Origin of the sequence: Pseudocolwellia antarctica, assembly GCF_049933045.1 — a bacterium.
In the GTDB taxonomy this organism is placed as follows: Bacteria; Pseudomonadota; Gammaproteobacteria; order Enterobacterales; family Alteromonadaceae; genus Pseudocolwellia.
This window is the reverse complement of record NZ_CP187926.1, coordinates 1,114,146-1,139,547: the sequence shown is the minus strand read 5'-3', so window position 1 is coordinate 1,139,547 and position 25,402 is coordinate 1,114,146. Positions and strand designations below refer to the sequence as shown.

Below are 25,402 nucleotides of genomic sequence, written 5' to 3'. Positions count from 1 at the left end.
AGCCAACTCAATTAATGCCAGTTCAGTGGATTGATTTTTAAAACCTAGAGATCCACAACTTCAATATTGACTCGCCTTATTACTTATTTCCTTTGTTACTTATTCTCTCTTAAACCTTAACACCCCTAAACATTAATATAACTCAACGCATTGATATAAATATAATTCCTGCACTTTCAACGTTCCCTAAAAGCTGTATTAATTAACTATAAATCACCTCTGATTTATAACCAATCCTTTCGTTTCTTCAGCATTTAAATAACTAATTATATTGTCAATCAATACCAAATAGTCTAGTTTACAATTAGGTTATGGTTTATTCGACCAAAACCTAATTAAACATAAATACTATAAATAAAAAGTTACTTTTCTATAAATAACAAATTCTTCAATAATGTATTTCAGGAAATATAAATGAATCTAATAAATAATAAAATGAAGTTCTTTAAGTCTACCGCATTAAAGACAACGCTCTTCGTTACGCCAGCGCTATTACTATTGTCGGCGTGTGATGATGATAAAAAGCAGCCAACACCACCAGCAGTAACTCCGCCAGTTGTAGAGCAACCACCAACGCCTCCAGAGCCATTAATTACTAATTTAATTGAAGCGGCAAATAAAGCGAATAAAAGAGTGGGTGCGGCAGTAAGTCATGGTGTTTTAACTAATAACGAAACTGATTACATCAACATTCTTAAAGCTGAGTTTAATTACATAACACCAGAAAACATTGGTAAATGGGGCTCTATACAAAACTCAACAGCTGATGTGTGGGACTTTAGTGCATTAGACAGCATGATAGCTTTCGCTGAAGAAAATGAAATGGCGTTTAAAGGTCACGCCTTAGTTTGGCATCGCCAAGCACCAAACTTTGTAAATAGTGATGTAACACCTGAAGAGTTAACTACTCTGATCAATGCTCACATCGACGCTACGGCTCCTCGTTATAGCGGACAAATTTATGCATGGGATGTAGCAAACGAAGTTATGGGTGACGATGCAAATTATCGTGACTCAATATTCTTCGAAAAGTTAGATAAAGACTATATTGGCGATTCTTTTATTAGAGCTCACGCAGCAGATCCAGAAGCCAAATTGTTCTATAACGATTACAGCATAGATAACATTAATGCGAAGTCTGATGCTGTATTTACTATGGTAACTGAACTAATAAATGCTGAAGTGCCTATTCATGGTGTTGGTTTTCAAATGCATTTAGATGCATCAAATGCGCCTTCAACTCAACAAATGACAGATAACTTTCAGCGCTTTGTTGATTTAGATTTAGACGTAAATATTAGTGAGATTGATGTACGTTTATCTTCTTTACCTTGGGACCAAGTAACTAAACTAGCGATTCAACAACAGGTTTACCATCGTGCCGTTAATGCATGTATGAACATTGAACGTTGTGACGCTGTTACTGTTTGGGGCTTTACAGATAAATACAGCTGGATTGATGGCGAGTTTGGACCTGATGATCCACTTTTATATACCGCTGATTACGAAAGAAAGCCTGCTTACTTTGCTTTAGCTGATGGTTTTGTAGGTATTGCAGCTGATGCTTCAGGTGTTATGCCAAACTTAATTGCTAATGGTAATTTTGAAGTGGCTACAGATGGCTGGACGACTTTAGATGAAACAGCCCTAAGAACAACCGTTAACAAACAAAACGGCATAACTTCTCTTATTGCTTCAGCAACAGATGAAGCTAAAGCTACAGCAAGTATTGATATTACAAGCTTGCTTAAGGCAAACAACGTATACGACGTTGAAGCTTGGGTAATGTCGGCTAATGAATCAACACTAGAAAGCTCAATCAATGTAATGCTTGAATGTGTAGGTGAAGAAGCCCAAACAATTGTTATAAATTCAGCGGTTGCTAGTCATACAGAATTTACACAATTATCGGGTACATTAACCATTGCTGAATGTGATTTTGTATCAGCTACTCTAGTTATCGAAGGCCCTGCGGCAAGTGAAGATATTTACTTAGATGCGGTAAGTCTTCGCCCACAAGCGTTAATACCTGATACTGAAGGTTTCAGCGACAACATTTTAACTAACAGCGACTTTGAAGTTGATGCTTCTGGCTGGGAAGGTTACGACTCATCTGAAGTTGCCATAACAACCACTAAAGTATTTGCAGGTTCACAAAGCTTAGTTGGCACTTCTCGTACTCAAGAATTCCAAGGCCCTTCAACTAACATTTTAAGTTTGGTTGAGTCAGGTGCAACTTACCAATTATTTGCAAGAACGGCAGTCAGCGAAGGTTCAACTCAAGTAAAAGCAACAATAAGTGCGACCTGTTCAGATGGTGTTAAATACTTAGGTACGGGTGCTACAGAAGCTAACGCAACGGACTGGTCGTTAATAGCCGGACAAGTCACTCTACCTAACTGTGCAATGAGCGATGCTATACTTTATTTTGAAGGCCCTGCTGTTGGTATCGACATCTATGTTGATAACGTAACTTTTCATAAAGAAGAAAAGAACTTAGGTCCTAATTTAGTATCAAACAACGACTTTGAAGAAAACACGGACGGCTGGGTAGTTTGGGGCGGTACTTTATCTAGCTCTACAAATTATGCAAACACAGGTAATAGCAGCGCTTTACATAGTAACAGAACAGGCACTTGGCAAGGACCTGTATTTAACTTACTGCCTTATGCTGAAACCGGTAAAACTTATGAAATCACTACCTATGCACGTATTGAAAACGCAGCAGAAGATCTACTAAACATTACTTTAAAAACCTTATGTGAAGGCGATATTGAAGAAGATGCCTCTTACACACAACATGGTGCGATAACAGCTACGAATGGCGATTGGACTAAGTTAAGCGGTAGTTTAGTTTTACCTGATTGTGTTCTTACTAGCGCAGTTGTTTACTTTGATGGCCCTGCCATTGGTGTAGATATTTATATTGATAGTGTTTCTATTACGAGTGAAATTACTGTTGATGCTGATAATCTATTTACCAACTCAACGTTTGAGTCAGGTGTAAATGGTTGGGCAACGTGGGGAGCAAATATTGAAGAAAGTACTGAGTTTGCTCATACGGGTGAAAAGTCTGCATTAGTTAATTCACGTGCAAACAACTGGCAAGGACCTGTATATGACTTTTTTGGAACAGGCACAGCAAATACCACTTACGACATGAGCGGTTGGATAAGAGTTGCAGGTTCTGAAAGTGAAGATATTAGCGTTAATATAAAGCAAACTTGTGAAGGTGAAGAAGCAGTATATATTGATGGTGGTCCGGCAGTTACGGTTTCAGATAACGAATGGACTGAAGTGAGTGGCACTTTCACTACACCTGATTGTAACTTAACTGAGTTATCTGTTTATTTTTCTAACGCGGCTGTTGGCGTTGATATGTATTTAGATGATGCTTCAATTAAGCTTGCTTCTGTAGAGTAAATATTAACATTTTAACCGTGCGACTAAGTTAAGCTAGGTTAGTCGCACTAAAAACACATATGGGCTGGTATAAAACTGGCCCATACTTATATTTAGCGTTTGTGTTTTCTTCTACCTTTTGTCCACACTTACAAATAAACCATCTATAAAATACATCCCACACTCTGCCAAAAATTTAAATCACTACAATCATTAATAAACCCTCTAAGCATTAACCATTTTTGCAGTTTACTAATAACCTTATGACAATAAATGTTAGCGCTACCCTAAAACACATATAAAAACATTTATTCTGTAAAAAAAATGTATTATTTATGCCTGATAAATTAAGAAATAATCACAAAGATAAATTAACTAACCTAAACAACAAATAGTCAAACAAACAACAAGTTACAACCTAAAATCTTTTAAATACTAGATAAAACTACACTTTAAGGCATAAAAACCTTCAATTAATTCGTGATCAAAGCATTGCCAAATGATTTTCTCGATGTTAATGTTAGCGCTAACAAATAAACAAATATATTTCATTAGAGAGTTTTTATGTACTTGGGAATTGATTTAGGTACTTCGGGTGTAAAAGTTATATTACTCGATAACAACGATAAGATTGTTGATCAAGCATCAGCTTCACTAGAAGTTAGTCGCCCTGCACCGTTATGGTCTGAGCAAGAACCGAGTGATTGGTGGCAAGCAACTAACGATGCTATAGCAACATTAAAAGCTAAAAACAGCGAAGCACTATCTTCAGTTCTAGCGATTGGCTTATCGGGTCAAATGCACGGTGCAACTTTACTCGATGATAAAAACGCGATTATCCGCCCTGCTATTTTATGGAATGACGGACGCAGCGAAGCACAATGTAAAACCATTGAAGCACGCGAACCTAATACGCGTTCTATAACAGGCAACATTGCTATGCCTGGTTTTACTGCACCTAAGTTAGTTTGGTTAAAAGAAAACGAGCCAGAAAACTTTAACAAAATAGCTAAAGTATTATTACCTAAAGATTACTTACGCTTTTTAATGACAGGCGATTTTGCATCAGACATGTCTGACAGCGCAGGTACTCTATGGCTTGATGTTGAAAAAAGAACAATGGTCTGAGCAAATGCTAGCAGCGACAGACTTAACGATTGATCAAATGCCTACGTTATTTGAAGGTACAGAAATTACTGGTTACCTCAATAAAGATATCGCAGCGCAATGGGGTGTAAATGAAGTACCTGTTATTGCTGGCGGTGGTGACAATGCCGCAGGCGCTGCAGGCATAGGTGTTATTAACCCAAATGAAGCCTTTTTATCTTTAGGGACTTCGGGCGTATATTTTGTAGCAAACGAAACTTACAACCCAAATCCAGATAGTGCTGTTCATACTTTCTGTCATTGTATTCCTAATACTTGGCATCAAATGTCAGTTATTTTAAGTGCAGCAAGTTGTTTAACTTGGGTGACACAGTTGACAGGTTTCAAAGACGAAAAAAGCTTACTTGACGAAGTTGAAAAACTTGATTTTTCAGTGCCCTCTTCAGTGATTTTCTTACCTTATTTATCAGGTGAACGCACACCTCACAACAATCCAAATGCTCAAGGTGTTTTCTTTGGCTTAAGCCATAACACAGATGCAGCGGAACTAGGTCGTGCCGTATTAGAAGGTATTGCGTATGCCTTTAACGATGGCCAAGAAGTATTAATGGCAGCAGGTACTCAGATAGATTCAGTATCAGTTATCGGCGGTGGATCTCGAAGCAAGCTATGGGGAAAAATCCTCGCAAGCGTTTTAAATAAACCATTAAGTTACCGCAATGGCGGTGAAGTAGGTCCCGCTTATGGTGCTGCACGTTTAGCAAAAATTGGCGCAAATAAAGTCGATGCAAGTAGTGTTTGTGTCGCTGGTGAGCTTGTTCATGTTATTGAACCGGATAAAACCATGAGTGATTACTATCAAGCGCAAAAACGTAAATATCAGCAACTTTACCTTAGCTTGAAAGAACATTTTTAGACTGAGTTTAACGCTTTAAATTAACAAACTTATTTTACATAACTGATTTACACAAAAGATTTTATATAACAAATTTAATTAGGAGAAAACCATGACTGAACAATTCTTTAACAACGTAGACAAAATCAAATTTGAAGGTGCTGATAGCACTAACCCACTAGCTTTTCGTTACTATGACGAAAACCAAGTAGTACTTGGCAAAACGATGAAAGAACATTTACGTTTTGCTGCATGTTACTGGCATAACTTTTGTTCAACTGGTTTTGATATTTTTGGTGAAGGTACGTTTGATCGTCCTTGGATACAACCAACAGGTAACCAATTAGAGCTTGCTGAACAAAAAGCGAAAGTTGCATTTGAATTTTTCGAAAAACTAGGTGCACCTTACTTTTGTTTTCATGATGCAGATATCGCGCCTGAAGGCGATTCATTACAAGAGTTCCACGACAATGTAGATCACATTGTGGGTATTTTTGAAAAAGAAATGAAACGTACTGGTATTAAGCTTTTATGGGGTACAGCTAACTTATTCTCAAATGCACGTTTTTGTGCAGGTGGTTCAACTAACCCTAACCCAGATCTTTATGCTTATGCTGCTGCACAAGTTAAACACGCTATGGACGTTACACACCGTTTAGGTGGTGAAAACTACGTACTTTGGGGTGGTCGTGAAGGTTACGATACATTATTAAACACAGACCTTGCACAAGAAGGCGAGCAATACGCACGTTTCCTTAAAATGGTTATTGAACACAAACATAAAATTGGTTTTAAAGGTAAATTATTAATAGAGCCTAAGCCTCAAGAGCCTACTAAACATCAATACGATTACGATACAGCGACAGTTGCTGGTTTCTTACACAAGCACGGTATTGCTGGTGAAGTTCATGTAAACATTGAAGCTAACCATGCAACACTTGCTGGTCATAGCTTCCATCATGAAATTGCAGTTGCATGTGCAGAAGGTGTTATGGGTAGTATTGATGCTAACCGTGGCGATATGCAAAACGGCTGGGATACAGATCAATTCCCTAACGATGTCGCTGAATGTACTTTAGTTATGTATGAAATTTTGAAAAATGGCGGTTTAGATACTGGCGGATTCAACTTTGATACTAAACTTCGTCGTCAATCATGTGAACGTGATGATTTATTTATTGGTCACATTGGTGGCATGGATACTATGGCTAAAGCGTTACTTAACGCAGCTAAGCTAATTGAAGAAGCTCCATTAACTAAATTTGTTGACGAGCGTTATGCTGGTTGGAAAGGTAAACTAGGTCAAAGCATCATGTCTGGTGAGCAAAGCCTTGAAAGTTTATCTAAGTTAGTACTTGAAGAAAAAATTAGCCCTAAACAGGTTTCTGGTCGTCAAGAATTACTTGAAAACATTGTTAATCGTTACGTTTAATACTTACGCTTACTTATCGTAAGAATAAGCTGTAATGAGTTTACCACCGGCTTTCCCCGGGTCGGTGGTAAATACAATTAAATACTAGCAATAAACTATAAATACATTAAACATGAGGTAACCCGCGCTCTTTAATGTTCGCTGGTAAAAAACAAAATGAACCTACTTGAACAACTAAAACAAGTCACTAAAGTGGTAGCAGATAGCGGTGATGTAGACTCTATCAAAGCATTAAATCCTGTTGATGCAACCACTAACCCATCGCTTATTTTACAAGCTGCAAAACTTCCACAATACAAACATTTAATTGATGACGCTATTTCAAAGTCAACAGTCAAGGGTAAAGCCGATATTGACGATGTTTGTGATCAACTAATTGTTAACTTTGGTTGTGAGATTTTAAAGCATGTACCAGGCCGAATTTCTTCAGAAGTTGACGCTAAACTATCTTTTGATACAGAAGCGAGTATTGAAAAAGGTCGTAAGTTAATTGCCCTTTATGAAAAAGCAGGCATTTCTAAAGAACGCGTTTTAATAAAACTAGCTTCTACTTGGCAAGGTATTAAAGCGGCTGAACAATTAGAAAAAGAAGGCATTGCTTGTAACTTAACTTTATTGTTTAGTATGGCTCAAGCGGTAGCCTGTGCTGAAGCTAATGTAACCCTTATCTCTCCTTTTGTTGGTCGTATTTTAGATTGGTACAAAGCCAAAGAAGGTAAAGATTTTACTGGGGCAAACGATCCAGGTGTTCAATCTGTTACTAAAATTTATCAATATTACAAAACTTATGACTACAAAACCGTCGTTATGGGTGCAAGTTTTAGAAACACGTCAGAAATAATTGAACTCGCAGGCTGCGATTTATTAACTATTTCGCCAGCACTATTAACTGAATTACAAAATACTGAAGGCAAGCTGCAAACAAAGTTAGACGCTACTACAGTACAAGTTAAATCACGTCATGCAATTACCCCTTTAACCCAATCAACTTTTGCATGGCAACATAATGAGGATGCTATGGCGACTGAAAAGTTATCTGAAGGTATTCGCAACTTTGCAAAAGACCAAAACATCTTAGAAGCAATGGTTACAGAACTGTTATAAGTTTAACCATTCAATCATTTAATGAAGCTAACCTGGATATACCCCACATTTTATATTCAGGTTATTTCACTATTTCAAAAAGTTATGTGGTTTCATTTGCGAAACTAATTAACAAGACACCTATTTAAGGAATTCATCATGACGTCTTCAAGACAGCATTTAGCGAATGCTATCCGCGCATTATCTATGGACGCAGTTCAGCAAGCAAAATCCGGCCACCCAGGCGCACCAATGGGCATGGCAGATATTGCAGAAGTATTATGGAATGATCACCTAAAACACAACCCAACAAATCCAAATTGGGCAGACAGAGATCGCTTCGTTTTAAGTAATGGGCATGGCTCAATGTTAATTTATTCATTACTGCATTTAAGTGGATATGATTTACCGATTGATGAATTAAAACACTTTAGACAATTACACTCAAAAACGCCGGGACATCCTGAGTATGGTTATACGGTTGGCGTAGAAACCACAACAGGGCCATTAGGTGCTGGTGTTTCTAATGCTGTAGGTATGGCGATTGCTGAAAAAACCTTAGCGGCGCATTTTAACCGTCCTAATATGGATATTGTTGATCATTACACCTACTGCTTTTTAGGTGATGGTTGTTTAATGGAAGGTATTTCTCATGAGGTATGTTCGTTAGCTGGAACTTTAGGTTTAGGTAAGTTAATTGCCTTTTGGGATGACAATGGTATTTCTATTGATGGTCATGTTGAAGGTTGGTTTACTGACAATACCCCTGCCCGTTTTGAAGCTTACAACTGGCATGTGATCAGCGATGTTGATGGTCATGATCCTGTTGCTATTAATAAAGCCATTGAAGAAGCTAAAAGCGTTACCGATAAACCAACGATGATCTGTTGTAAAACCACGATTGGTTTTGGCTCGCCAAATAAATCAGGTTCACACGACTGTCATGGCGCACCTTTAGGTGATGAAGAAATTGCAGCAACACGTCAGTTTTTAAACTGGCCACATGCACCTTTCGAGATTCCACAAGACGTTTACAAAGCTTGGGATAACAAAGAAAAAGGCACCATTTCAGAACAAAATTGGAGCATGGCTTACGCCGCTTACTCAGCTGAATATCCAGAGCTTGCTGAAGAATTTAATCGTCGTGTACTTAACAACGCACTTCCTGAGCAGTTTGAACAAAAAGCTGATGAATATATTGCCCTTTGTCAGAAAGAAGCTCAAAACATAGCAAGTCGTAAGGCTTCGCAAAATGCTATTGGTGTATATGGCGCTTTATTACCTGAGTTATTAGGTGGTTCGGCTGACTTAGCTGGGTCTAACTTAACCTTGTGGTCTGGCTCTAAAGGCATTTCAGCTGAAGATGCTGACGGTAATTACCTGTATTACGGTGTTCGTGAATTTGGTATGAGCGGCATTATGAATGGCTTATCTTTACATGGCGGCTTCATCAATTACGGTGCGACTTTCTTAATGTTTATGGAATACGCACGTAATGCAGTTCGTATGTCGGCATTAATGGGTATTCAGAACATTTTTGTTTATACCCACGACTCTATTGGTCAAGGTGAAGATGGCCCAACTCATCAACCTATTGAGCAAATAGCTAACTTACGCATGACTCCAAACTTAACAACTTGGCGCCCATGTGATGCTGTTGAATCAGCAGTTGCTTGGAAAGCTGCAATTCAGAAGCAAGATGGCCCAAGCGCATTAATTTTTAGTCGCCAAGGTTTACCTCATCAAAACCGTAACAATGCACAAGTTAAAAGTATTGAACAAGGTGGTTATGTATTAGTTGATTGTGCTGGCACACCAGACGCTATTCTTATTGCAACAGGATCAGAAGTTGGTATTGCTGTTGAAGCCGCTACAACGTTAACTGGACAAGGTAAAAATGTGCGAGTTGTGTCAATGCCAAGTACTAGCGTATTTGATCAACAATCTAACAGCTATCAAGAAAGTGTATTACCTAGCGCAGTTAAATCTGTTATTGCTATCGAAACGGCTCATGTTGATTTTTGGCATAAATATACGGGTAGAAATGGCGCAATCATTGGAATGAAAACCTTTGGTGAATCTGCACCTGGTAGCGAATTATTGAACCACTTTGGTTTTACTACCGACAATATTGTTAAAACCACGTTAGACGTAATAAGTAAAAATACAGCCGTTTAATCATGTTGTTTTATCTATAGAAATTACAACTTATTTTTCTTTATGAAAGATAGGTTGTGGTTTCTTTTTTAATCTGAGATCAGGTTTTTTAAATAAGCTGTTAACGCTTAAAAGAAAATTGGAAATACACTATGCAATCAAGAACATCATTAGCTAGCTGGCAAACATTAGTCGAGCATGCACAAGACATGAAGCAAGCACGGATGGGTGACATGTTTAAACAAAACCCTAAAAGATTTGAAGAATTTTCTCTCAAGTTATCTCCATTTCTATTGGATTATTCAAAAAATCTTATCAATGAAAATACCATGGAAAATCTTTTCGATTTGGCCAGAGAGTGTGACATTGAAGGCTGGCGTGAAAAGATGTTTTCTGGAGAGCGTATTAATCCAACGGAAGATAGATCTGTATTGCATATCGCTTTACGTAATCAATCTCAACAAGCCATTATTCTTGATGGTCAAAACATTAATGAAGATGTTCAACAAGCTCTAAACCAAATGAAGTCATTTTCAGATAAAGTGCGCCAAGGTATTTGGAAAGGTTATTCAGGTAAAAGTATTACTGATGTAGTAAGCATAGGTGTTGGTGGTTCTAATTTAGGCCCACAAATGGTAACTGAAGCCTTAGAGCAGTACAGCGATAAAAGTGTGAATGTACATTATGTTTCTAATGTTGATGGTACTCAAATAGCTAACGTTTTACGCCCATTAACGCCAGAAACAACGTTATTTATTGTTTCAAGTAAAACCTTTACTACCACTGAAACCATGACAAATGCTAAAACAGCCATGCATTGGTTAGTAGCTTCTTCATTTGACCCTGCGGCAATTGCTAAACATTTTGTTGCAGTATCATCTAATAAAGAAAAAGCTAAAGACTTTGGTATTGAAGAAGAAAATATTTTTGATATGTGGGATTGGGTTGGCGGTCGTTTTTCATTATGGTCAGCTATCGGTTTACCGATTGCAATAAGCTTAGGTTTTGAAAACTTTGTAGAAATGTTAGAAGGCGCGAACGAACTAGATGCTCATTTTTATCAAGCTCCATTAGAACAGAATGCACCCGTTATTTTGGCATTACTCAGTTTATGGAATTGCACTTTCTTAGGCGCTCAATCACAAGTTATATTACCTTACGATCAATCACTACATATGCTGCCAGCTTATTTACAGCAAGCTGAAATGGAAAGTAATGGTAAATCAGTTAATTGGCAAGGTGATTCAATCGACTACCCTACTGTTCCAACCATTTGGGGTGAGATTGGCATTAATGGTCAACACGCTTTTTATCAATATTTACATCAAAGTAATAATATAGTGCCTGCTGACTTTATTGGCTCGGTTGAAAGCACAACTCCTGTTAAAGGTCATCATCAAACCTTAATGGCTAACTTTTTTGCTCAAACTCAAGCCTTAATGCAAGGGGTTGATGAACCACAAATTCGTGAAGAATTAAAAGCTAAGGGTAATACCCAAGAATATATCGATAAAGTTGCACCTCACAAAGTTCATAAAGGTAATCGTCCTTCAAATACAATTTTAATGCAGCGTATAGCACCACGTACTATCGGTAGTTTAATTGCGTTATACGAGCATAAAATATTTACCCAAGGCATTCTTTTACAAATATGCTCTTTCGACCAATGGGGTGTAGAATTAGGGAAAGGCTTAGCTAATAATATTGAAGCTGAATTAGCTAAAAATATGGTGAGTGAAAACCACGACAGCTCAACACAAGGTTTGATGAGTTATTTCCAGGAAAATAAACCGAAAACTCTCTCTTAGCCCATTCAAGTTGGGTTTAGTTGAATTGAGTTGGGTTTTAGTCGTCTTTAAGAAAACAAGGTAAATTAGCAAATGGTTCAAATTACAACTTATGAAATAACGGGTCAGCAAGGCGATAACATCAATGATCGTCTTTGTATTAGTAATTATGGCGCTCGTTTAGTCAGTTGGCACACACAAGTAGATGACGAGATCCGTAATATTGTTTTAGGCTATTCTAACCTCGAAGATTACTTTACTGATGAGTCTTACTTGGGCGCTATTGTTGGACCCTATGCTAATAGAATTGGAAATTCGCGTTGTAAAATAGACGGTAAAGAAATTAACTTAGCCGCTAATGAGGGTCATAACCTACTTCATAGTGGCGCAAATGCTTTTGCTAATCAATTTTGGCAATGTATTGAGCATACACAAAACTCAGTCACATTAATTTGTACTTTGACTAATGGTTTTAACGGTTTCCCTGGTGATATAAATATTGAAGTAATCTATGAAATATCAGCTGAGAGTGAGTTAACTATCAGTATTAAGGTGAACTCAGAACAGCTGACTATTGCAGGGCCAACGGCTCATCCATACTTTAATTTAAACAAAGAGCAAAGTACGACTCTACACAATTTACAAATTTTTAGTGAGCATTACACTCCTGTTAATAACCAATGTATTCCAACAGGTGAGATAACAGTTGTAGATGATACCCAATACGACTTTAGAACGGCAAGAGAAGTATCGTCAAAAAACAATACTCAGCAGCTAGATCATAACTTTTTGCTTTCATTAACCGATAGCACCACTGAGTTAACAAGCTTTCCTCATGCTTCTATAGAAAGTAGTGATAAGAAGTTAACATTACACGCGAGTTCTAACTATCCTGCAGTGCAAGTTTATACGGGGTTACACTTAACAGCTCCTTTTAAGCCTAATCAAGGAATATGCTTAGAACCTCAGTTTTGTCCTGATAGCCCTAATCAAGCTAACTTCCCTTTTCATTTCACAAGTCCTCAACAACCTTTAGCAACGGTGATTTGTTATAAGTTGTCTAAATAACCGCTCTATAATTTTGTTTTATATAAAGAAGTGTAAATAGTAAAAAAAGACTTCGTAATAAAATAAACATCAAGCATAATGAATTATTGATAAAATATCGTGATGGATATCAGTTACTTCGTTATGTTTGTCTTTTGTGATACTTAAAGAGCTATTAAGTATATTTATAGTGTTATCAGCTTTTCATGCTAATTAACCACATGAATATGACTCTAGTTTTATAAATAACGTGTATAAGCAATTTACATAAGATTATTTAATCTATCACTACTTTATATCCCCTTATTATAAACTTCATTTCTACTTCCCTATTAAGTAATTATTTTTATATTTGAGTCATTGTTAATTTGATTGTTATATAATTATATGTTTATATGTTATTTAAAATAAAATTGTAGTAACAAGATTGTAAAAAATGCAAAGCCACACTTAATAAGAGCAACACATTTAATTATTACAATCTAAGCTAAAAACAAATTCAAAGTAGGAAAGTTATATGGCTAACGTAAAAACTGAGACTGAAGTCGCTGGTGAGTTTAAACGAAATTGGCAGTTACTTGTGGCAGCATTTGTTGGTGTTACCGTAGGTTTAACCGCAGTACCTTTTTATTCTTATGGACTTTTTGTTGCTCCCCTTGAAGCTGAGTTCGGTTGGACACGCCAACAAAGTCAATTACCTATGATTTTTCAAACCTTAGGTGTACTTATCGCCATACCATTTTTAGGTGGTATTTGTGATAAGTTCGGCGCACGTCGAGTCGCTCTAACCTCCCTCGTTTTATTCGCTTTAGCCTTTGCTAGCTTTGCCTTACAAACAGGTCCAGTTTGGCAATATTGTACTATTGCTTTAGTTTTAGGTATTACAGGCGCAGGTACACTTCCAATTACTTGGACGCGTGTGATCGTTGGCGCTTTTGATGTGCATCGCGGTAAAGCTCTAGGTATTATTTTAATGGGTACCGGTTTAACAGGTTTCCTTGTTAGCAAGTTTGTTCCAGAGTTTATTGAAGCAGACGGCTGGCGTATGACGTTTGTATGGCTTGCCTGTTTGCCTATTTTAATAGGTTGGCCTGTTGTTTACTTTATGTTTAAAGATAAGTCTGGTGATCCTGTTGATACTAACAGTGCCGATAGCCCGTATGTTTATGGCCCTTCGATAAAAGAAGCGATTTCAGACAAACGTTTCTGGTTAATCGCTATCGCCTTTATGGCAATCTCATGTGGTATTGGTGGCTCTATTCCCAACTTGCCCGCTTTTTATGCAGGAGCAGGCTTTACGGGACCTATGATCGGAGCAGTAATGTCGACTATTGGTTTGTCTGTTATTTTTGGACGTATAGCTACAGGTTTATTATTAGACCGTTTTTGGGCTCCTGGTGTTGCTGCAATCCTAATGTCATTACCGGCAATATCTTGTTTTTTACTTGCATCGGGTACACCTTCGATAGAAATAGCTTACCTTTCATCAATTTTAATCGGTTTAGCCGCTGGTGCAGAGTTTGATATTATTGCTTATTTAGCGTCTCGTTATTTTGGTACCCGTAATTACAGCAAAATTTATAGTTACCTTTGGGCTGCATTTGCCATAGGTGCTGCTGTAGCTCCGAGCATTTTAGGTGCGGTTTATGATGCAACTGGCGGATATGAAACAGCATTTGTTGCCTTAGGTGTTATCTTTATTGTAGGCAGCTTGATGTTACTTCCACTTGGAAAGTACCCTGTTTTCGCTACAACAAAAGCTGAGGCTGAAGCACAAGAAAATAAGAATAAAGGTGAAGCTGTAGCTGTAGCTAGCTAGCTAACTTATACATTCTAAAAATAGAAAAAGGTTTATAACAGAAGCTGATTGCTGGTTATAAACCTTTTTTTTATACCTGAAAAACAGAAGTGAGAACAATATTAATCGACAGCTAAATTTCTTAACCAGCGTTTCTGACGCATTCGAATAGTAAACATTACAGCCTTACATATCTCTTCTGAATAAGCGGTTACCACGACCCAAAATAAAGGTAAGTTGAAGTAAAACGCCGCTAAAAAAGTCAGTGGAATACTAATGACCCACATACCAACAAAGTCGATTAATAAACAATGTTTAGTATCGCCTCCAGCACGTAAAATCCCCATAGACATAGTCATGTTGAAAACTTTGATACTGGTACCAAAAATAATCAGTAAGAAAATTTCTGTCGCTAAAATAATGGTTTCTTCAGTCATTAACTGAAAAGGCATGAAAACAAAGTCTTGTAATGAATAAAGCACGATAGCTAAAACAAAAGTAGTAATAGGTGCGCCAATAGAGAAAGTGACAGAGGTTTTCCACGCACTCGTGAAATCATCGGCACCTAACATGTTCCCCACTAAAATAGAGCAAGCAGACGAAAACCCTATAAAGAAAGCAATAAGCACACCTTCAATTGGCGTTAACATACTCATTACGGCAAGTTCCGTTGTGCCCATTTGCCCATATATAATTTGATAAACAAAGGTTCCTAACGACCAAACACCAAAGCTGATCATGATAGGGAAAATCAGTTTAATAAACTTCTTCCATGATTTTCGATTGTTAATTTCAGTAAAGCTTTCACGCTTTGGAAATACAGCATGAGAAATGATCTTCAAACAATATACAATAATACATAAATGAAACAGTCGAGATATTGTCGTCGCCCAAGCAGCCCCTTCAACACCCATAGCCTCAACACCTAAACCACCGTTAATTAACCAATAATTTAAAACGATATTCAACCCTATGGCCAAAATACTAAACACCATAGGTAATTTAACTTGCCCCGTACCACGTAAAGCATTTTCAAAGATGATAATAATAGCGATGAAAAATAAACTAGGCATGGTGATCCATAAATAATCCTCGCCAAGCGCAATAACAGAATCATCAGCACTAGCAAGCGCAACAACATCTGCAGCATAGAAAAAATTAAGAACAACGATAGGCACAACAACACATAAAGCAAAAGCAATGGCCATGATGATAGTGCTTTTTATTTTATTAGTTCGCCCTGCCCCATAATATTGAGACGACAGCACTCCAACACCTGAAGCAATACCAGTAACTATCACTAAAAAGACAAAGAATATTCGGTTACTTACACCTACTGCCGCAACTGATGTGTCACCTAAGTGCGAAACCATAATAATATCGATCATACCTAATAAGGTGACCAAAATACTTTGCACAGAAATAGGCCAAGCAAGCTTGGAAGCTTTTTTAATAAAAGTAGCGTCAAACATAATGAGTAAAAACCGTTATAAAAGGAGATGTATTTAGAGAGAATTACAAGGGCGCTATTCTATTTTAATTAATAAGTAATAACGATAAGTACAAATATCATCTATTATGTCTAAAACTATCACTTAGGCTTTATTATGTGGAAAGATATATTAAACATTCATCAAGACTGTGAAGAGTATTTTATCAACTTTGATAAAATACCTGGCAATGCTGATTCACTTATAGCGTGTGCTGGTATATCAAAATTAAGAACTGAATACCAAATTGGAAAAAATGGTACAGGTGAAGTTTTTGATAATAAACAAAGTGATAGGAAAGATGTTCATTACTTACTAGCCACTCAATCAGGCTGTGGAAAAATACGTTTAGAAAGTGGTGAATATTTAATCCCTGAAGGTAGTGTTGTGCTTTTACCCGTTGGCACCCCTTTCGTTTATGAATTAGCAGATGAACATTGGAGTATGTGTTGGTTTTTATTACACGATTGCCCAAAGTTTAAATATATCCATAAACTCAGTGCTTCCGTATTCCAATCAGATAAAGCTCAGCCTATTTATAAAACTATGTCTTTGTTGCAAGATTTTAATTATGTTTCAGGACAACACCAAGCTGAGATCATGTCTGGCTTAATGGATGTTTTGATTTTCCAGATTGAGCAAGCTACCAATGTCAATGTGAATTTAACGCCACAACAAGATAAGTTTAATGCTTTGATTAAGTCGGTGATCAAACAATTGCAATATCCATGGACAGTCGCATTACTCGCTGAAAAAATGCATTTGTCAGAACCACAATTTTACCGTTTATGTAAAAGAGAAAGCGGTCTATCGCCTTTAAAACTCATCACTAAATATCGCCTTGAATATGCTTGTAACTTACTACGCTATACACAATATAATTTAGAACAGATAGCCTTTACCATAGGTTATGCAGACAGTATTAGTTTTGCTCATCGGTTTAAATTATTTTACGGTATTAGCCCCGGTAAATGGCGAACTTTAGAGAAGAAGACCTTGGTTAACTAGGATGTGATCAATGATGGTTAATATGTTCTGATTTATTCTTATCTAGCTTGATTTGTTATGAGTGTCTTGATTTACTTCAACTGATTTTTTTAATATTACTTACTGATAATGACTAACAGAGAGTGACTTACAAAGCGTTATTTGCTTTTGCTCTGATAAGATCAGAGCGTTATTTGGCAAACCTTCTTGTTAAGTATTTTTTAACTGGGTCTAATTCACTCAATGCTTAATTAACTGGTGCGTTGGCAGTAGAATCCCTTTCGATAATTTCAAAATCGAGTACATTCCTAAACTCTCGCGTATTAGCTTTCGACAAATCTGAAAACTTACCTGAAGCAATAATATCAATAGCTAACTCGGCCATTTGATGAATCGGCTGCCTAACCGTAGTTAAGTTTGGCGATACGGTAACAGCAACATTACCATCATCGAATCCAGATATAGATAATTCTTCAGGCACATTAATCCGCGCTATATTTGCGGCAGCCAAAACAGCAGCAGCCATTTCATCGTTAGCCGCAACAATGGCTGTTGGTCTTTCATCAAGTGCTAGTAATTTTTTAGCCGCAATTAAACCAGAATCATAACTAAATAAACCTTGTTCAATATATTCAGGTGGCGTGTTTATTTGATGAGAGCGTAAGGCGTCTAAATAGCCTTGATAACGCAGTCGACTAACACCTTGATTGGGATTACCAATAATATGGCCAATTTTTGTATGACCTTTTTTGATAAGTAATTCAGTCATTTCAAAACTGGCCTGATAATCGTCCATACAAATATAGGGTGATAAGCTTAGTTGAGTATCAGGAGCAATACGCACAAAAGGGATATTAGCAGCTTTCAATACAGCTAATAATTTAGCGTTGTCACATACATGAGGTAATAGAATTAAGCCATCAACACGGGTTTCTTCTATTAATTCATCTACTGATGCTAAAGACTTCTCAATATCATCATCAATTTCGTCAACAACGAGGTGATGTCCTGTAGTTCGGCACACTTTCAAACCTCGTAATAAGAATTTGCTCACGTAAGAAGTGTCTAAATCAAAGTAAAGTAAGCCAATAAAAAAAGATTTATTACTCGCTAAACGTCGAGCTGAAACATTCGGGCGATAATTTAAAGCTTTAACAGATTCTACAACCAAAGCTCTTTTAACATCGCTTACTTTAGGATCTTGATTTAAAACACGAGAAACAGTCATGCTTGAAACGCCAGCATGTTCGGCTACATCTTTAATGCGCGCTCTTTTAGAGGTTCTCACTCAATTAATCCCTTACGTTAACATCGATATTGATGTTAACACTTTAACAAAAATTGGTAGCGATATCATCGTATTAATTACCTATGTATATAAAAAGAAAATCTATGAAATATTATGTTAAAAAACATTATAATCGAGAGTCATGCTTTTATAAGTTTGTGACACAATGAACAGCTCACAATTTCTCTCAATTCATTATTAAATTTGAGTTTATAATTATCCCATTCAAGTTAATTAGCTTTCTTGTATTTGCAATGTAAATAGGAGGAAGTTAACCCCAGTAAAACAATAAGCTTTAGTGCTGTTATTTATAAGTTCCTGTATAATATTTAACGATTGAACAATACGTATTGATAATATAAATGGTAGGCTTTACTGAGCTTATTAATAGTGCTAAACCTTTAGATTTCGTACTTTAAAGGAGGTATTACAATCAATATAAAAACATTGAGCATATCAAAGAAAATAAGTAAAAATCATTAGAACTAAACCATTTTAATTTACATAATAAAAGTTAACCATAATGTCTCAAAATCAAGATTTCTTTTCATTAATACAAGTTGCTCTTAATGTTTCAGCCCCTATTTTTTTAGTTATTACCTTAGGTGTGTGGCTGAGCCATAAAAAATTCATTAATGAAAATTTCATACAGGTATCTTCAAAGCTTATTTTTAATATTGGCTTACCTGTAATGCTCTTTATGAGTACGGCAACTCGCGACTTTCAACAATTAATAAATCTACAGCACATTGCTTTACTGGTTATTACCACTCTTGTGGTGTTCTTCTTGAGTACTTTTACCGCTAAAGGCGCAATAAATGCGGATGCAGATAAAGGTGTTTTTGTTCAAGGTGCTTTTCGAGGGAATTTGATCATTATAGGTTTAGCACTTGCCGCTAATGCTTATGGTGAACAAGGTGTAGCTATTGCGACTTTGCCAATGGCAATTGTGATTATTCTGTATAACTTACTTGCCATTTACACGCTTAATGCGAGCTTAGGCCAACAAAGTTTTTCATTAAAAAAGACAGTGCTCGATATCATCAAAAACCCATTAATTATTGGTATTGTTGCAGGTTTGTGCGTTAACTTTATTAGTTTGCCTATCCCAGACATTATTCTTCAAACAAATAATTATTTAGCTAAGATGACACTACCGCTAGCGCTTATTGGCATTGGTGGTTCATTAAATATGTTGCAACTAAAAGATAACCTTCGCCCTGCTGTGATTTCAAGCATTTGGAAGTTATTAATAAGCCCAATTGTATTAATAATTTTATTAATAATTTGGCCTATTGAACCGATTGCTGCAGGTGTTTTATTTTTGTTGGTTTCTGCACCTACCGCAACAGCAAGTTTTGTTATGGTAAAAGCAATGGATGGAAATAGTGATTTAGCCGCTAAAATCATCATTGTATCAACATTGCTGTCGTTATTTACAATCACACTAGGCTTTGCCCTACTTGTATCATTTGGGCTTATTCATAGCTAACTGACGACGTTTAAGCAATATCATTATGATTTGATAGCGTTGCGATACAAATTACAGACAATAAAAAAGAGACTAAGTGCGAACCTAGTCTCTTTTTTTGTATTTGTTTAACCTTGTTTGAAACTGAATTAGCTACGGTTTAAACAATTTAAATCTTTAAAGCCTTCTTGCAAGCGTAATTGCATGCTTTCTTCAGATTTACGTAACCAAACTCTTGGGTCGTAATATTTTTTGTTAGGCTTATCAGCACCGTCAGGGTTACCAATTTGTTGCTGTAAGTAACCTTCATTTGCTTTGTAGTAGTTTAATACACCTTCCCAACTTGCCCATTGAGTATCAGTATCAATGTTCATTTTGATAACGCCGTAACCAATAGCTTCTGTTATTTCTGATTTAGCTGAACCAGAACCACCATGGAAAACAAAGTCTAAGCTGTTTTCAGGTAAGTTAAATTTCTCAGAAACATAGCGTTGAGAATTTAATAAAATAACAGGAGTAAGCTTAACATTACCTGATTGGTAAACGCCATGGACATTACCGAATGAAGCAGCAATGGTAAATTTATTACTAATAGCACTTAGTTTTTCGTAGGCGTAAGCCACATCTTCAGGCTGAGTGTATAGCATGCTTGAATCAAGATGAGAGTTATCAACACCATCTTCTTCGCCACCTGTACAACCCAATTCGATCTCAAGGGTCATACCAATTTTAGCCATACGCTCAAGATATTGACAACAAATATCAATGTTCTCTTCTAAAGATTCTTCAGACAAATCGATCATATGAGAACTAAATAACGGCTTACCTGTTTGTTCAAAATGACGTTCGCCTTCATCAAGCAATCCGTCAATCCAAGGTAATAATTTTTTAGCTGCATGATCCGTATGCAAAATAATAGGTACAGCGTAAGCTTCAGCAACTGCATGTACATAACGAGCAGCAGCAATACCACCAGTTATAGACGCATCGTCACCACTTAAGTTTGAACCTTTACCTAGAAAAAATGACGCCCCGCCATGAGAAAGCTGGATAATCACTGGAGAATTCACTTTATTTGCGGCTTCTAAAGTCGCATTTACTGAACTTGTTCCAACAACATTAACTGCTGGGTAGGCAAAAGCACCTTTTTTAGCTTGCTCAAATAATGCCTGAACTTCACTACCGCTCACAACTCTACCTAGAGGTGAATGATTGTCTATCATTTTTTATATTTCCTTTAATAATTATTCAGCTAAGTCATTCATTATATTATATCGAGATGTTCTACAGCATGAAAATTGTACAGCTCGATATAGCGAAATGGATGAAGTACATTAGGTAACTTAATGACGTTTTAATGTACATTCAGTAACTTTAGCCAATCAGATTTTTTGAATACTGAAAACTAAAGCCTAAACACAAACTTAATAAAGCTTGAATTCGAGTGCAAGCTTAACTTAAGTACCAATTTAAGAAAAGTTAAAGGTGAACTGACAAATACCGTAATAATTATAATTCTCACTAAAAAAACAATCTAATACATTGAAAATAATCGCCTTAATTTTAAATAACTTAATTAAAATTAAAATGAAATTTTATCTCAGTTGAGCATTTTTCATGGTTTTTTGTGCTCTAGTCTTATACATCTAAGATAAACCCTTTAAAGGACGATTATTAAGTCAATTAATGTGATTTAATCGGATTATTCACTGTTACCGAGAACATAAAATATTATTTTTGTAACAGTGAGTTTTATAAAGTTATTTATTATTTCATTTATAAATTCGTTTAATTATAAATTTTATAATAAAAAACCCGCGAAAAACGGGTTTTGTTTTTATGCACACAAAGTGCATATTTATGAAGTTATTCGGTGTTGTGTGATATTATGAACGACGAGCTTCAACGGCTTCACTAAGTTGAGCTAACATAGTTTCTGTTGCGTCCCATCCGATACAAGCATCAGTGATACTTTGTCCATAAGTTACAGCTTTACCATCAACAAGATCTTGACGACCTTCAACTAAATGACTTTCTACCATCACACCAAAAATGTTGTGATTACCGTCACTTATTTGCTGGCTAACATCAGTAGAAACAAGCATTTGGTTTTCAAACTTCTTACTGCTGTTGGCATGACTGAAGTCAATCATGATGCGCGTATTTAATTTAGATTTCTCTAATAAGCTGGTTACTTCATTTACACTATCGCGATCATAGTTTGTTGTTTTGCCACCACGTAAAATAATATGGCAGTCTTCATTACCTGTAGTTTCTACAATGGCAGAGTGACCAAGTTTTGTTACTGATAAAAAATGATGTGGCGCAGAAGCAGAACCAATAGCATCTACAGCGACTTTAATTGTTCCATCAGTACCATTTTTAAATCCTACAGGACAAGATAAACCAGAAGCAAGTTCACGATGAACTTGGCTTTCAGTAGTACGCGCGCCAATCGCCCCCCAACACATAAAGTCAGCCATGTATTGTGGTGTGATCATATCTAAAAACTCACCTGCCGTTGGTAAACCAAGTTCATTCAAATCAAGTAATAACTTACGGCCTATACGTAAACCATCATTTAACTGAAAACTTTCATCCATGTAAGGGTCATTAATAAGCCCTTTCCAACCAACAGTTGTACGTGGTTTTTCGAAATAAACACGCATAACAATTTCTAAACTATTTTTATATTTTTCACGTAGTTTAACTAAACGTTGCCCATATTCTATTGCCGCTTCAGTATCATGAATTGAACATGGACCAATAACCACTAATAAACGGTCATCTTTGCCTTCAAGAATATTATGAATTGCATCTCTACCTTCTAGAACCGATTTTGACGAATTTTCAGATGATGGAAATCGCTCAAGTAATGCGATTGGAGGTAATAAGTCTTTAATTTTGTTGATGCGCACATCATCGGTTTGGTTAAACATAATAAGGTTCTCTTAACTTTAAATTTAATAATCAGGACGAAGCTACGAAAGCTCTATTAAATATAACAAAATAATAGAATGACTCGCGGAAAACAGTCAGTAAATGTATCAACTATCTATAGGGTTTACTAGAACTAAAGACAATAATAAATGAATTAATAACGATATAAAATGACTTATGTCGCTCTGATTTCAACTGTTAGGTATGTACTTGTATACGTAATTATATCTGTACTCACGTCAACACCCATATCAGGTGATAACAAATGGAGTAAATCATTTAGTATTTATCAAATATTTACTATAATAAACTCTAGGATTAGTGGAGCTTTTTACTGTTCTACAAGACCTGCACATTTAAAAAAACGGAGACGCTATTTTAATGATAAACCCAGACTTACCACTGATAGATTTACACCGTCATTTAGACGGAAACATACGAGCAGAAACCATATGGGAACTGGCTCAACAAAATAATATAACTTTACCTGTTAAGCAGTTTGAGCAATTTATTCCACATGTTCAAATTATAGAAAGCGAACCTGATTTACTCGCCTTTTTGAAAAAGCTTGATTGGGGTGTAAACGTTTTATCTAGCTTAGATGATTGTAAACGTATTGCTTTTGAAAACGTTGAAGACGTATTTACTGCTGGTATTCATTATGCTGAGTTAAGATTTTCGCCTTATTACATGTCAATGGCTTATAAATTACCGATTGCAGATGTTGTTGCCGCCGTTATTGATGGCGTAAATGAAGGCATGAAGAAGTACCCTGTAAAAATTAAGTTGATTGGTATTTTAAGTCGTACTTTTGGTGTTGAACAATGTCAGCAAGAATTAAATGGATTATTAGCCCATAAAGAACAACTGATTGGTATTGATTTAGCGGGTGATGAATATAACTACCCTGGCGAGTTATTTACAGAACACTTTAAGCAAGTTTCTGATGCAGGTTTACATGTTACTGTTCATGCGGGTGAAGCTGCAGGTCCAGCAAGCGTATGGCAAGCGATTAACGATTTAAAAGCTGAACGTATTGGTCATGGTGTTAAAAGTTATCAAGATGAATCGTTACTTGAATATATGCATAAACATAATATTGCTATTGAGTCTTGCTTAACGTCTAACTACCAAACGGGCACAATCAGCGATTTAAGTAAGCACCCTATTACAACATTTTTAAAACATGGATTACGTGTTTGTTTAAATACCGATGATCCTGCGGTTGAAGGTATAGAGCTAAAAGGTGAGTTTGAACTTGCTCGCAGCTTACTTGGCTTTACCGATACAGAAATAAATATTTTACAAGAAAATGCCATTGCAGCAGCATTTATGTCTGAAAGTGAAAGAAAAGCATTAAGACAAAGCGTACTAAATAACCTGAACAAAGGTTAAACAAATAAAACTTTACTCAGGTTAAACTGGATTTACTTTCTAACTTTAAGTAAAATTTATACGAATTAAAAACTAAAAACACATCAGTAAAATACCCTTGATAGCAGGTTTTCAATACACTGGCTAAAAACTTACTGAGATTTTAACAACTAAAAAGGTTATCTCTCATGGCAACTCCTCATATTGAAGCAGCATCTAATGAATTCGCAAAAACGGTACTAATGCCTGGCGATCCACTTAGAGCAAAATTTATCGCTGAAAATTTTCTAGACGACGCAAAGTGTGTAACACGCGTTCGTAATATTTTGGGCTACACAGGTACATATAAAGGACAACCAATTTCAGTAATGGGTTCTGGTATGGGCATTCCATCAATATCTATTTACGCAACCGAATTATATAAAGACTACGGTGTTGAAAATATTATCCGCATCGGTTCTTGTGGCGCAGTTCGCGACGATATAAATGTAGGTGACGTTATTGTAGGAATGTCAGCAAGTACTGATTCTAACGTAAATAGAATGCGTTTAAACCAATGTGATTTTGCTGCGACAGCAGATTTTGGTTTATTACAAAAAGTAGCAAATACTGCAGATAAACTGAATAAAAAAATTCGTGTTGGTAATGTTTTTACTGCTGACTTATTTTACACGCCACAACCTGAAATGTTCGCGTTAATGGAAAAATACGGAATTTTAGCTGTAGAAATGGAAGCTGCGGGTTTATATGGCGTTGCTGCTGAATACGACAAAAAAGCGTTAGCCGTATTTACAGTAAGCGATCATATTAAAACAGGCGAAAGCATGTCTGCAGATGAACGTGAAACATCGTTTAAAGATATGATGGAATTAACACTAGAAAGTGTTTTATAAGAAGTAAGTAGATTGGAGTGAGGCTGAGTTAAATAAATTCAGTCCTACCATTACTTATTTCAAGTTTATTTTAACTTAAATAACCTGAGTTCTGGATAATGAATTTTTAAGACCATGAAAATTAATCAATATTTCAGTTAACGTCACAATGATGATAGTTTATTCGTTATCAAGGCACTTTTACGTACTCAATAACGGGTTATTGATAATAAAAGTAACGCCGAGAACGTTTAAAATAGCGTTATTGTGGA

Annotated in this window: 15 protein-coding genes and 1 pseudogene; 12 read left to right on the top strand and 4 right to left on the bottom strand. The window is 36.3% G+C overall.

Annotated features, from left to right (window positions below):
- Positions 1-414 precede the first annotated feature (414 nt).
- From ACPUVN_RS04975 to ACPUVN_RS04940, 8 genes and pseudogenes are all read left to right on the top strand, one after another.
- Positions 415-3,423, top strand: coding sequence for an endo-1,4-beta-xylanase (locus tag ACPUVN_RS04975; protein ID WP_426370097.1), 3,009 nt, complete (start codon positions 415-417; stop codon positions 3,421-3,423).
- Positions 3,424-3,966: 543 nt separating this feature from the next.
- A pseudogene (xylB, locus tag ACPUVN_RS04970) lies at positions 3,967-5,425 on the top strand (xylulokinase).
- 91 nt (positions 5,426-5,516) lie between these two features.
- Positions 5,517-6,836, top strand: a complete 1,320-nt coding sequence (gene xylA / locus ACPUVN_RS04965) for a xylose isomerase (RefSeq protein ID WP_426357730.1) — start codon at positions 5,517-5,519, stop codon at positions 6,834-6,836.
- Positions 6,837-6,992: 156 nt separating this feature from the next.
- Positions 6,993-7,940, top strand: coding sequence for a transaldolase (tal, locus tag ACPUVN_RS04960; protein WP_426357731.1), 948 nt, complete (start codon positions 6,993-6,995; stop codon positions 7,938-7,940).
- 138 nt (positions 7,941-8,078) lie between these two features.
- Positions 8,079-10,097 carry a transketolase gene (gene tkt, locus ACPUVN_RS04955; protein ID WP_426357732.1) on the top strand — a complete coding sequence of 673 codons (2,019 nt, stop codon included), beginning with the start codon at positions 8,079-8,081 and terminating at the stop codon, positions 10,095-10,097.
- A 131-nt stretch (positions 10,098-10,228) separates the two neighbouring features.
- Positions 10,229-11,884 (top strand): glucose-6-phosphate isomerase, encoded by a 1,656-nt coding sequence (gene pgi / locus ACPUVN_RS04950; protein WP_426357733.1) that lies wholly within the window; start codon positions 10,229-10,231, stop codon positions 11,882-11,884.
- Positions 11,885-11,956: 72 nt separating this feature from the next.
- Entirely contained in the window at positions 11,957-12,931 is a 975-nt protein-coding gene (locus ACPUVN_RS04945) for an aldose epimerase family protein (RefSeq protein WP_426370096.1), read from the top strand.
- A gap of 496 nt (positions 12,932-13,427) precedes the next feature.
- A complete protein-coding gene (locus ACPUVN_RS04940) occupies positions 13,428-14,729 on the top strand; it encodes an MFS transporter (protein ID WP_426370095.1) in 1,302 nt (433 codons plus the stop codon).
- 101 nt (positions 14,730-14,830) lie between these two features.
- Here the strand turns inward: ACPUVN_RS04940 and ACPUVN_RS04935 are convergent, their stop codons facing one another.
- The gene (locus ACPUVN_RS04935; RefSeq protein WP_426370094.1) at positions 14,831-16,180 is read right to left on the bottom strand and encodes an MATE family efflux transporter; all 1,350 of its coding nucleotides are present in this window, start codon (positions 16,178-16,180) and stop codon (positions 14,831-14,833) included.
- A gap of 135 nt (positions 16,181-16,315) precedes the next feature.
- Here ACPUVN_RS04935 and ACPUVN_RS04930 point away from each other — a divergent pair, with 135 nt between their 5' ends.
- A complete protein-coding gene (locus tag ACPUVN_RS04930) occupies positions 16,316-17,206 on the top strand; it encodes an AraC family transcriptional regulator (RefSeq protein WP_426357737.1) in 891 nt (296 codons plus the stop codon).
- Positions 17,207-17,432: 226 nt separating this feature from the next.
- Here the strand turns inward: ACPUVN_RS04930 and ACPUVN_RS04925 are convergent, their stop codons facing one another.
- Positions 17,433-18,473, bottom strand: coding sequence for a LacI family DNA-binding transcriptional regulator (locus ACPUVN_RS04925; RefSeq protein ID WP_426357738.1), 1,041 nt, complete (start codon positions 18,471-18,473; stop codon positions 17,433-17,435).
- Positions 18,474-18,996: 523 nt separating this feature from the next.
- Here ACPUVN_RS04925 and ACPUVN_RS04920 point away from each other — a divergent pair.
- Positions 18,997-19,965, top strand: coding sequence for an AEC family transporter (locus ACPUVN_RS04920; RefSeq protein WP_426357739.1), 969 nt, complete (start codon positions 18,997-18,999; stop codon positions 19,963-19,965).
- Positions 19,966-20,093: 128 nt separating this feature from the next.
- Here ACPUVN_RS04920 and fbaA read toward each other — a convergent pair whose 3' ends face one another.
- Together fbaA and aroG are read right to left on the bottom strand one after the other, a co-directional pair.
- Entirely contained in the window at positions 20,094-21,167 is a 1,074-nt protein-coding gene (gene fbaA, locus ACPUVN_RS04915; RefSeq protein WP_426357740.1) for a class II fructose-bisphosphate aldolase, read from the bottom strand.
- Between the two features lie 663 nt (positions 21,168-21,830).
- A complete protein-coding gene (aroG, locus tag ACPUVN_RS04910; protein WP_426357741.1) occupies positions 21,831-22,883 on the bottom strand; it encodes a 3-deoxy-7-phosphoheptulonate synthase AroG in 1,053 nt (350 codons plus the stop codon).
- A gap of 382 nt (positions 22,884-23,265) precedes the next feature.
- On the opposite strand from aroG, the gene add reads away from it, so the two are divergent.
- Both add and deoD read left to right on the top strand, forming a co-directional pair.
- Positions 23,266-24,279 (top strand): adenosine deaminase, encoded by a 1,014-nt coding sequence (gene add, locus ACPUVN_RS04905; RefSeq protein ID WP_426370093.1) that lies wholly within the window; start codon positions 23,266-23,268, stop codon positions 24,277-24,279.
- Positions 24,280-24,446: 167 nt separating this feature from the next.
- Entirely contained in the window at positions 24,447-25,151 is a 705-nt protein-coding gene (gene deoD, locus ACPUVN_RS04900) for a purine-nucleoside phosphorylase (RefSeq protein WP_426370092.1), read from the top strand.
- Positions 25,152-25,402 lie beyond the last annotated feature (251 nt).